The sequence below is a fragment of the Anaerobiospirillum sp. NML120448 genome (assembly GCF_023050945.1).
Lineage (GTDB): Bacteria > Pseudomonadota > Gammaproteobacteria > Enterobacterales > Succinivibrionaceae > Anaerobiospirillum.
The window spans coordinates 1-12,428 of sequence record NZ_JALKIM010000094.1 but is presented as its reverse complement, the minus strand read 5'-3'; the positions used below and the strand labels follow the sequence as shown (position 1 = coordinate 12,428).

The following is a 12,428-nucleotide window of genomic DNA, read 5'->3' as shown; positions in this document are numbered from 1 at the left end:
TATCAAAAAATTGTAGAGGTTACCTAACAATAGGTTAACCTCTAGTCTTGTCCCTTGAAAACAAGATATATATAGGGTTTTATTAAAATTTGTTGTTTAGAGGTTACTTTAGTATGCAGAGTTCAGGTATAAAGGGCCCTAAGCTCTTGGGTTAACTGCAATTCTTTGAGTTTGGGTTTTGTTGATACAGGTGGCAAAGTTTAGGTTTTTAGCTAAAAGCATACTCACAAGAAGCTAATCGAATCAAGGATAAGATTTGTGGTTCTTGGCCGTAAGATGGGGTAAGCTTGTGCTAGTAAATTTCTTCAAAAAATATAAAGCGGGAAGTTGTAATGAAGTGGTTTCAAGCTCATTTTAGAGTCATGTCTCGTTTGTTTGAGTTAGGACTATTTGACGAGGTTAATGCTTGCTATCGTCGCTGGTCTATTAGTGATAGTGAAGAGGATCAAGCACACTTTATTGAGTTAGTGCTAAACAACGAGATAGAGGAATATCGTGATTTCTGTCTCGTTTTTCTTACTTCTTATAAAGTGGATTGCTATTCCAATCATGGTTTGTTGCTGTTGTACTACAACGCAAAGGCTATTCTGACCTTATACCAGGTAATTACTGCAAGTTTAAAAGATCCTTTCATTACAGTTGATGCTGCTACGACCATGTATGAAGACTTTTACACAGAACTCTTTGAGCCTTCTGGGAAAATTAAAGACGATGTCCTCATAGCTGCTTTTAATAATGAGGTCTTTAGGGGACACCCTGGTGAGTTTTTTCATGTGTTCTTAGATTCTCTTCCCTCTTTGTATTACTTCGATAATGATTTTCAGATTCAGCATATCAAGAAAAACTGTTTTTATGGTTCAATTAGTCGCCCAACTATTTCATCACAAGCTATATCCGAGTTTGATCTTTCCAATTTTGAGTTTAGTGAGGAAGCAAAAGCAGACAAGTTTGAAAATGCGCAAGGCTATTGTATTGAAGAGCCAACTGACTCACAAAAGATTAATTATTTCCAGATCGATAGTAGGTTGGATTACGGCTTTGGTTTGCTCAAACTTATTGATCTCTTAGGCATGAATTTGTTGTTGGTAGCACAGCGTCGCCAATATTTGTTTAAGTGCTTAAGAAATGATGATTTGCGCTCTAATTTTGAGGCTTTAGAGCAAGTTAAGAGCGAAGATATTGTACTCTTGCACAACAATGCAGTATCTGCTTGCTCAGCTTACGAGAAGGCACTTAAAAGCTTATTTAGTAATCAAATGAGCGATCATGAGGTAAATGTTGCGGTTAATGCATATATTGGGCGCTATGAAGCACTTTATCACTATTTGCGCTATTTTTATGAGCTGCTCGGAACATTGAATCCATTAACATTGGGAACTAATAAATTCGCAAGTTGGAGAGTCAATTTTTACTTCTTTGATATTCATAAGTATTTTGTCGACCTTTCTGAGACGTACGATTCTTTGTTGAAAAAGATCGTGGAGTTTCTTGGTAGCGAGGATGTAGTAGAGAGCTTTAAAAAGAGCCTCTCATCTGACCAATGGAAACTAAATCATATGGTAAAAACACTCCCTCAAAGTTTGTATAAAACCTGCGCACACTTTGCTCCGTTTAATAATGAGGAGCAGATCCATCCTCGTGTGGTCGATTTTGAGGAAGTGGTAAACTCTGTTTTGTCTTATAGAAACAGATTAAATGAAACAACGATTTGCTTACCATCTCCTATTCATGAGTTGAGTCCATTTGCTTTAGAGGATAATGGCATCGTTGATTCGCAGGAATTTAACGATATAGCTTTCTTATTGCAAATGAATAATGATCATTATGAAATTACAATACATCAGCTGAGAAAGCTCTGCTTTGTAAAGAGTGTCATTAGAACATGTGATTCTATTGAGTTTAATCGCAAGCTTAATGTCTATTTAGACATGTTTAGCTTTGCTTCTTTATTAGTTGAGGCCTTTAACCACACTTATTTAATGGCCATTTTTAATGCAAAAGCTAGTGAAGAAGATGAGTTAGAGTTTGATTTAACCTATAGTGATATTAAATGGGTGGAGTGTGTTTTTCCTTATTATCAGATGCTATTGCAAGATGAAATTTTTGGAGAGTTTCTTGTGACTCATAAGGATTGCTTTAAGGAATTAGCTTTAATATTAGACCTGCAAGGTCAGAGCAATCTTCTTTACTCAGATAGCTATATGTCTACTCTGTTACATATTACTGATACTTATGATGAAGAACTGGCTCAAAGTCTATCTAAAAAGCTTAATACTAAGCAGGAACTTACGCTCACTAAAGCAGAGCAGTTGATACTTAACAAGACCTGCATTAGCCTGATACAAGGATGTCAAAAGATACTCTGTCTTGGCAAAGAGCTGTTGACTAGAAAAATGGATTTTTTTGAAGGCTTTGATGGCATTATAGGTAGTCGTATTTTAGAGAAAGCTAAAGAATTGCACTCTATACTTACCTTGTGCTCTACTCCTATTCATGTTTTTAGTCATTACATAGTTCAAAGCTTAGATAATGTTCCTGCTGACCTAATGCCTAATGCTGATCTTGCACCTGAGGATTATCAGGTCAATGAGGTAAACCAAAAGTTCTATAAGGATTTGTATGAATCTTTCATGGTAGTGTTAGCTAATGATGTTAATGAGTATGCAAGAAGTATTGTGCCTTACGCAAAGTTAGCCAGTAAAGAAGAGTTTGCTAAAGCATTAAGTAGTATTACTTTGATTGAGCCTAGCTTGTTTCATCAAGAGCATTATAGTTCCGTCATGTTGGCTTACAGTCGCTTTTCAAAAGATAAGCACGACCAAGCCATGAATAAGCAAATCTGTAAGAATACTTTCTTCGCTAATAGTGCTTTGTATTTGCTCCTTTGCTCTAATTTCAATTGTGTAAATTGGCTTATGGCTACAATGGTTAAATTGTTTGTCAACCATTTATGGCAAATCAAGCGAGTAAAGCAGGTAACTGAGTTTATAGATTACTATAATGCTGTCTACAATGTTGTGTCTAAATTAAAAGGTATCGTCAAAAATCATGATGCTAAGCTGGATAATTTAAAGAACTTAGCATATCAGGACAATGTGGTATTGTCTGAGAGTTTCGAGTATAAGTCGTACCTATCAGAAGTAGTATACTCTTTGTCCTTGTTAAGTCATTTGTGTAAGCAGTATGTTGATAAAGAGCCAGCTCTTGAGTCCGTCTATAAAAATGGTGAAATTGAAAATTTCTTAGCGCTGTACACAGATTTGTTAGAGGAACCGCATAAAGTCCTAATGCAAATTAACGGTAAATACTTCCATGATATTTTCATGAACGAAAGTACAATTTATCCGTACTTAATTAATGAGCAATACCATACCGTTAATAATGAGTACACTAAAAATTTTGCATATTATCTGTATGGTGTGCGGTATTATGCGCTTGAACCTTTAGTTGGGCAATTGTTTGGTGAAGATCTTAAAGTTTGTTTGTCATCTGCGGATCGTGATTTAGCTTGCTATGTTCACTTGAAATGGGAAAATATCTCCTCAAGAGGCAAGCTGACCAAAGTTACTTGCAAAATGGTCGAGTTAGTCAAAGAAAAACTGCACTTGATGAGCGATAGTGAGCTTAATAAGCTATTGAATATCGACAGTAAGTTAATCTCAACTCAAATTGTTGATTCATCAGCTTCCAATGCCGCTACAAACCACAAGCTGCACTTGTAGCTAAGAGTAAGTCCTCTACAGTCAAACCTAAGGCCAAGGCCCCAACCACTAAGAGCAAGGGCGCAAAGGAAATAGCCACAAGCGCAACTAAGGCCAGCGCTGACGAGGCAACCAATGCAACCGACGTTACTGATGTTAAGCCAAAGAAAAAGGCCACCAGAGCCAAAAAAGCTACTACAACTGATGCAACTGCCAGTACAGATACCTCTACAAAGGCAAGTCCTGAGTTAGAGGTTGAAGCTAAGGCTGATGGCGCAGCCAATAGCACAACTAAGGCCAATGCTGATGCCAAGGCCAAGGCTAAAAGCACCACCAAAGCCACTGCTACTAAAAGTAGGGCTAAAAAGGTAGCTGCTGCCACCACAACTGAGGCTAATGCTGACGCTACTGAGGCCACAGTGGCTACAGACGCAAAGTCAAAGCAAAAGGCCGCTACCGCACGTACTACTAGCAAAACAAGCTCTAGCACCCGTGCTAAAAAGAGCACTGCTAATAGCTAAATGACCGTGTAGGTTGATATTCAAAAGCTTAGATCTTGATAAGGTCTAAGCTTTTTTAATCTCAAGGATTAAAGCACTGGCCTACCGCAATATAGTGTTGTAAAGCATATTTAGTGAGCGAAGAATTAAAGCAAAATACTCTTATAGGCAATAATGGAGGAGAGGCATTAGAGTTCATATATTTAGCCCTGGAAAGAGGTTTAAATTTTTGTTTACAACTATCCTTGCCTTGATGCTGGCATGATCTTGAACTCTGTATACTTAGACAGCAAAGGAATTATCCAGACGTAGACCAGTGGTGTAGATTGGTTCAAATAGACACTCTGGAGCTCTATTTGAACCGTAGATTTTCGTTAGGTCTGAACTAACAAGGTTTAATCTATCCTTCATAAGTCGATTAATGTCAGTAATCCTTAAAACGCCAATGTCTTGTTGTGATGTGGGGGGTTTTATAAAAGTACCAAAACAGGTAGGTAGCAGTTAGCAATTGGCTCATAAGAGTAAGCTTAGAACTTCCATACCTCGCTTGGTGTCAGTACAACTATAAGTGGCTGTTATAGGGATATTATTAGTGTTGAAAACTTTCTTGAAATTGCCATATATGGCACAATATTGTTTAAGTAAAAATGTTGTTCGCAATTAGAGCATGTACTATATTTCAGATAAACTCACTAATAAGTGCATCCTAAGTTAGCCTACAAGACTTTTGCGTGAACCAAAGTATTTAAATATTTGTGTGAAATCATAGTCCTTGATCGCTAATATAAGAGGCTAAGTAGTTACTGGCAATAAGATTTGGTGCTTTGGTGCTCATTCATTTTTTCATTTAACAAGTATGCAGCAGGTAGTCCTTATGAAATGGTATCAGGCTCATTTAAGAGTTTTGTCGCATTTGTTCGAGTTGGGATTTTTTGACGAGATTAATACCAGCTATCGTAATTATTCTATTGAAGGCACTATCAGTGCGCTAGATCACCTTAGAAGTTTAGTGATAAACGATGATGTTAAACTCTATTGCGATGTCAAGAAGTCTAAAAAATCCAATGAAAACGACATTAATGCCAGCGATGCAGTGAACCATTACTATAATGCAACTGCTGCTTTTACTATGTTTAAAGCATTGCTAAATGACAGTGATGGTAAATTAAACAAGATTGCTGTCACCAATGATATGCCAGCTAATTACTACCAAGTATTATTTGAGCCAAATGGTGAGCTCAAAGATGATGTTGTTATTAGCGCTTTTAACAATCATGTTTTTGCTAAATCGCCTAAAGCCTTCGTAAGTAATTTCTTAAGTTTTAACCTTAATCAGTACCTAATTGACGATAATTTTAGAATCCCTAGATTGAAGGAGTTTGGCTCTGCAAATATAAAATTAACTTGTAAAGAAGCGCAAGATGCTCTGACAAAATCTAAGCGTGAAGTATTAAAAAAGGCTTCAAATCCTAAAATGATCAACTATTTTCATATCGACAGTAAGCTCGACTCGGGTTTGGGCTTACTAAAAGTTATTGATCTTTTAGGTATGCATTTATTGTTGGTTGCCCAGCGCCGTCAGTATATGTTTGATATCTTTAGAAAGGATGATTTGCGCTCCAATTATAAGGTGCTAACTGACGTTAATAGCAACGATATTGTGTGCTTGCACAATAATGCTCTGTCAACTTACATTGCTTTTGAAGAGGCACAAAAGGAGCTTCTTAACAACAAAGGCCAAGATAATGACTTGAATCCTCTTGTTAAGAGCTATGTTGCTTTTCATAATGCTTTGTATCAATATCTTTGCTATTTTTGTCAATTGTTTGCTGCCTTAGAGCCGCACTATAATTGTACTAACGCTGCTAATAGCTGGGAGGTAGGGTTTTACTATTACAATCTCTATGAGCCTTTTAAGCATCTTTCTTATTTGCAAGCTAAATTATTGATTAATGTCGATAATTTAATTGAGATTGATTTGAATAATATTAAGGTTCTTAGTGATTTTACATCTTATGAGCAAAAGATTCTTAGCCAGGTGGTATCTTTGATCCCATCAAGTATTTATGATGTTTGTGCTCATTTTGCACCATCATTTGCTAAAGCTACTCTGAGCCACCCTCGTTTAGTAAATTTTGAAGACATTGTAAATTCTGTCATGTCTTACTCTCAGGGTCTTAATAATGCAGCTATAGCCTTGCCTTATCCTATTAAAAAGGGCTCTAAATATGATGTAGAGGATGGTGGTGATCTAGGTTGGCTACAACGTAAAGATAACGATGTTTCCTTGGAAAGTATCAATATGAAGCTAGCTGAGGAGTTAGTTAATAATCTTGAGCCAATGGTCTTTAGCAGAAATCTCAATGCCTACTTTGATATGTTCTGCATAATATCTAACTTAGTAGAGCTCTACAATAATTATTACTTTAGAACAATTTGTAATGCTACATATGAGTTTCAGCCAGGCTCGAACTATCGTATTGCGTTTGATTTAACTTATTGTGGCAAAGATTTTGTACAAGTAATTTATCCTACTTATAAGCGCTTGTTCAAGGATGAGACTTTCAAAGCATTAATTGAGTGTCATAAAGCTTGCTTTGAGCATTTGGTTGTAATCTTGGACTTACGAGGCGAGACTCATCTTCTCTATGAAGATAGCTATATGTCTCACTGGTTGCATTATACCAATAATTACAATCAAGAGTTTGCTGATAGTCTTGCTCAAGATAATCATGCCAGCGATAGCTCTGATCTTACCAAGGAAGAGCAATTATTGCTTGATAGAACCTGCATTAGCTATCTTCAAGATTGCCACAAGCTTTGTCAACTTAGCAAAGAGTTGTTAAACAAAACAACAGGGCTTGATAAGTTCTTAGATGCCAAAATAGATGATTTCATGTCAGGTAGAAATCAGACCTTAGGCACCTTACTGAAATTATGCCTGAATCCTATTGCATTTTTAAGTCAATACCTGACTTATAAGTTGGATAATGTTCCTGAGGACTTGAAGCTAAACAATGTCCTCCCATCAGAGCAAGGGCCAGATGCTGAAGTTGAGCAAAATTACTATCAATGTGTGTATGAAACCTGGATGGCTTTTTTAGCTAAAAACATGAATCTCTTTGTTAAAGAGAATATTCCTTATACAAAATTAGCTACTAAAGAAGATTTTGCCAAGTCATTAAACAGTGTGTGCATTGTTTTTAAGAAGTCCAGTGAGTTTAGAAGCTCAAACTTTATTAACATGATGGCTTTTAAGCGTTTCTGGCAAAGCTATGACTATGATCCATCTATTTATCAGCAAATCTGTCATAACACATTTTTTATGAATAATGCTTTGATGGGTATTCTTAGCAAGTACTTCCAAAGCTTAAAATTTACTATCATCCCTATGGTTAAGTACTTTGTAAGACTTGTCTTGTCCCTGAGTTCAAATAAGCAACTTGATGAGTGCCACGATTATTTAAATATGATCTACAACTTGGTGCACAACTCAAAAAGGTTATTGTTTACTCATCCAGCCAAAATCAAGAATTTAACTGCATTAGTAGAGCAAGGCAATGTGCAACTTAGTGAGTGTTTTGAATACCAATCATATTTCTTTGAGCTGGTTGAAATGTTCTCTTTGTTTGAAAGTCTCTGGCTCAAATATAAGGGCACCTATAAGGAGTTAAGTAGCATACATGATGTTTGTAAAATTTCAGGTTTTCTTACCTTGTATAAGGATTTGTTAGATAATCCTGCTAAAGTTCTTCAATGCTTAGATATCAATTACTTTAAAAATTTTGGCACTACATCTAATGAGGAAATTCCTTATTTTAATAATCAAGACTATGCCTCAATTAGCAAAGAGTATATGTTCAATGTTCTTGATTCAGGTGAAGAGCGCTTATCTTCACCTCAATTGTCAGTAGTTGATCATTTTTTTGGTGTAGAGATCGCTTCTATAATCTATGCAGATGATAGTAAGTTTTTTAATAATGATGAGCAATATGAACTTTCTGGTCTTAGATCACGTAGAAGACCTCGTGAACAAGGGGTTACTCAAACCAATGTACGCTTCATTAATTTAGTATCAGCAAAAATGGACTTGCTTGATTATGAGAAGTTGCAGCGGGTTTTAAATCTGGACAGGCTGACAATTGTAAATGAAATTTGTGAATCCTTAAACTTGGCCCCTACAGACAAGTCAAATGCCAAGGCTACCACCACCAAGAGCAAAGCTCAAAAGGGTGCCGCCACAAGCGCAACCAAAGCCAAGGCAGATAAGGCTGCCGACACTACTAAGGTAGCTGAGTCCAAGCCAAAGAAAAAGGCCACCCGCAGCTGATGCCACTGCTAGCTCAGATACCCATGCAAAGGCATGTCCTGAGGCAGAGGTTGAAGCAAAGCCTGATGACGCAGCAAAGGCCACAACCAAGGCTAATGCTAATGCCAATGCCAAAACAACTACCCAGGCTACTGCTACTAAAAGTAGGGCTAAAAAGGTAGCCGCCACTGCCTCAACTAAGGCTAAAGTTGATGATGCTAGCAAGATAGCCGCCGCTGCCGAGCTAACTGAGGCCAAACCAAAGAAAAAGGCCGCTATAGCACGTACTACTAGCAGAACAAGCTCTAGCACTCGTGCCAAAAAGAGCACTGCTAATAGCTAAATGACCGTGTAGGTTCCTATTCAAAAGCTTAGATCTTTGTAAGGTCTAAGCTTTTTTAAGCTCAGGGATTAAGGCTTCATCCTGCTGTAAGCTTTCTTTTATTTATTTGGTTAAGTTCAAGAAAAAAAGAAAAGTTCCTAAATTGACCATATTAGATGGAGGTAAGATCTTTCATCAACAAGCTATCATAGGGGATGGAGATAGCTCTAAAGTTCGATTACAACTATACCTGCCTTGAGACTGGCATGAAGTTGGATTAGGGCAGTAAAAGAACTTTATTGGCATCGACCAATATGGCAAAATACTTAATTATTGGATAACAAGCATATATCCTTTGAGAGCTAATCTAATAGGTCAAGCAGTTCTTGGTAATAGGATTTGGTGCTTTTGTGTTCAATCATTCATGTAATAATTAAGCAGTAGGTAGTCATTATGAAGTGGTGTCATGCTCAATTAAGAGTTATGTTGCGTTTGTTTGAGTTGGGATTATTCGATGAGGTTAACACCTGCTATCGTAAGTATTGTATTGAAGGCACTAAAAGTGATTTTGAGAGCTTTAAGAGTTTAGTTCTCGAAGATAATGATATTAAACTCTATTGTGACGAGTTTAAACCTCAAAATATAAGTAAGAAAAAGCGAGATTATAGCGATATAGTTGCTTACTACTATAAGGCAACTGCTTGTTTCACTATGGTTAAAGCTATACCCAAGATATCTGAAAGCAAGCTTAATAAAATTAAGGCTTATGAGGATATGCCTGTTAGGTCTTACAATGTTTTATTTGAGCAAAATGGGGATATCAAAGATGATGTCCTTATTAAGGCTTTTAAAAAGCAAGATTTTCCTTGCTCACCTAAAGTCTTTGTAAGTACTTTACTAAGTTTTAACCAGAATCTGCATCCATTTGGCCTTGATTTGGTACTCCCTTCGTGGACAGAGTTTGGCGTTTTAAACAAAAATAAAATCTTAACCAGTCAAGCGGCACAAGATACTATTTCAAGTACTAAGCCTTTGGGATTTAGTGAGATAGAGTCTAGTAAGAAAATACAGGCCGAAACAGATAAAGAGGCTCCAACCTCTAAAGAGGTCAACTATTTCAATATCGATAGTAAGCTTGACTCAGGTTTGCAAGTGCTAAAAATTATTGATCTGTTAGGCATGCATTTATTGTTGGTTGCCCAGCGCCGTCAGTATATGTTTGAGCGCTATAGCTGCGATGATTTGCGCTCTCATTATAAGGCTTTAGAGAAAGTTAATAGCGATGATGTTGTGCGCCTGCATAATAACGCTTTAGATGCTTGTCTTGCTTTTGAAGAAAACTTTAAAGGACTGCATATTAACGCATCTTACTTTAATGACTGTAATATGCTAGTTAAGGATTATGTAGGGCGTATTGATGCTTTGTATCAATATATTGGCTATTTTGTACAATTGTTTTATGCATTAGAGCCGCACTATCATTGTACTAACAAAAGAAATAGTTGGGAGGTTGAGTACTACTATTTCAATCTCTATGAGCCTTTTAAGCATCTTTCTGATTTGCAATCTAAAATATTGATTGTTGTCAATTCATTCCTGAGCGCTGATGTCAATCTAGTTAAGTGTCTTACTGATTATTACTCTTATGAGCAAGAGATTGTGAATGGAATGTTAGGTTCTATTCCACAAAGTGTTTTTGATATTTGTGCTAATTTTGCCCCATCATTTGATGATGTTAATCTAAGCAACCCTAGTGTGGTTGATTTTAAAGCCATTGTAAACTCTGTAATGTCTTACTATCAGAGTCTTAATCATGCATTTCCAACCTTGCCTTATCCTATCAATAAAGGATCTAAGTATGATGTTGAGGATTGCGGAGAGATCATATGGTTAAAACGTAGATACAGAGACAGTCATAATAAGATTTATGCGATCAATGAAAAGCTAGCTTATGAAGTAATTAATGATCCTAAGCCAATTGTTTTTAGTCGCAAGCTCAATGTCTACTTTGACATGTTCTGCGTAATATCTGAATTGGTAGAGCTCTATAATAATTATTACCTTAGATGTATTTACATCGCTAATGGTATTAAGCCAGGTTCGAAATTAAGTTTTGCTTTTGATTTATCTTATTGTGGCGAAGATTTGGTAAAAACTCTTTATCCTGCTTATGAGCTTTTATTAAAGGATGAGACTTTCATTAAGTTGATTGAGTGTCATCAAGCTTGCTTTGAGCATTTAGTTTTGATCTTGGATTTACAAGGTGATATTAATCTTCTCTATGAAGATAACTATATGTCTAACTTGTTACGCAAGACAAATAACTACGATCAAGAGATTGCCGATAGCCTTACTCGTAATATACCTGCAAGGGATGGTTCTGATAGTTCTAATCTTAGCAAGGCAGAGCAATTATTGCTTAACAAAACCTGTATTAGCTATCTTCAAGATTGCCAAAAGATTGTTCAACTTAGCAAAGAGTTTGTAGAAAAAACAACAGAACTTGATAAGTTCTTAAATGAAAAATTAGAAAACTTTGTTTTCTCTAAAAATAAGTTGTTTAGTCAGTTTCAGAACATCTGCTTGAATCCTATTATTGCTTTTAGTCAGTACATCATATCTAACTTGGATAATGTACCTGAGGACTTAAAGTTAAACTTAGCAGGAGCTTCAAGCAATGTTCGGCTCAATAATGAGGATAGCATTGAGCTAAACCAGAGTTTCTATAAATGCATGTATGAAACTTTACTGGCTTTTTTTGCTAGAAACATGAATCAATATATTAGAGTTGCTGTTCCTTATAGCAAATTAGCCACTAAAGAAGATTTTGCAAAGTCTTTAAGCAGTGTGGGTATTCCTTTTAATTATAAATTTGAGTTTAGCAACTCAAATTATCTTGTCTTGGTTGCTTATAAGCGTTTATTGCAAAACTACAACTACGACCAATTCATTAGTAAGCACATATGCTACAACACTCTGTTTATTAATGGTGCTTTAATTTGGATTATAAATATCTACTCCTATTCCTTAAATTGTACTATCTTACCTATAGCTAAGTACTTTGTAAGGTTGGTATTGTCTTTTACTAGAATTAATCAAGTTAAGGAGTACCAACATTATTTGAATATAATCTACAACTTATTACAAAAATTAACTAAGTTGTTTTCTACCAAGCTTGCCAAAATCAAAAATTTAATTGAATTAGTAGGGCAAGGTAATGTGGTGCTTTGCGAGTGTTTTGAGTACAAGTCATACCTCGGTGAGATAGTGGATGTGTTCTCTTTGTATGAAGGTCTATGGCGCAAATTTAAAAGCACCTATACAGAGATAAATAGCATCTATGATGCTTGTCAAATTTCAGATTTTCGTAGCTTGTATAAGGATTTACTAGAGGATGCTCCTAGAGTTCTTCAATGTATAGATGTTAACTTTTTTAAAAATATGGGCACTAAGTCGCATACTGCTATGCCATATAGACCGCCAATTTGGTGTTAGCGAACAAACAGCCTATAATCATTGCTATTATCGATAACTTTGAATATTAATAAAACTACACTATTTTAACCTTTTATATAGATATATGTGATTAGGGTCAC

Annotated in this window: 5 protein-coding genes; 3 read left to right on the top strand and 2 right to left on the bottom strand. The window is 36.1% G+C overall.

Features of this window, described 5'->3' with window-relative positions:
* Positions 1–332 precede the first annotated feature (332 nt).
* Complete coding sequence (locus MXE38_RS11110) at positions 333–3,722, top strand: hypothetical protein (protein ID WP_246914899.1); 3,390 nt, start codon at positions 333–335, stop codon at positions 3,720–3,722.
* Here MXE38_RS11110 and MXE38_RS11105 read toward each other — a convergent pair.
* Both MXE38_RS11105 and MXE38_RS12465 read right to left on the bottom strand, forming a co-directional pair.
* Positions 3,697–4,191 carry a hypothetical protein gene (locus MXE38_RS11105; protein ID WP_246914896.1) on the bottom strand — a complete coding sequence of 165 codons (495 nt, stop codon included), beginning with the start codon at positions 4,189–4,191 and terminating at the stop codon, positions 3,697–3,699. The genes MXE38_RS11110 and MXE38_RS11105 overlap by 26 nt on opposite strands.
* A 292-nt stretch (positions 4,192–4,483) precedes the next feature.
* Positions 4,484–4,612 (bottom strand): hypothetical protein, encoded by a 129-nt coding sequence (locus MXE38_RS12465; protein ID WP_281503206.1) that lies wholly within the window; start codon positions 4,610–4,612, stop codon positions 4,484–4,486.
* Positions 4,613–5,075: 463 nt separating this feature from the next.
* Here MXE38_RS12465 and MXE38_RS11100 point away from each other — a divergent pair, with 463 nt between their 5' ends.
* Positions 5,076–8,531, top strand: a complete 3,456-nt coding sequence (locus MXE38_RS11100) for a hypothetical protein (protein ID WP_246914893.1) — start codon at positions 5,076–5,078, stop codon at positions 8,529–8,531.
* Between the two features lie 754 nt (positions 8,532–9,285).
* Positions 9,286–12,327, top strand: a complete 3,042-nt coding sequence (locus MXE38_RS11095) for a hypothetical protein (RefSeq protein WP_246914890.1) — start codon at positions 9,286–9,288, stop codon at positions 12,325–12,327.
* Positions 12,328–12,428: the final 101 nt, after the last annotated feature.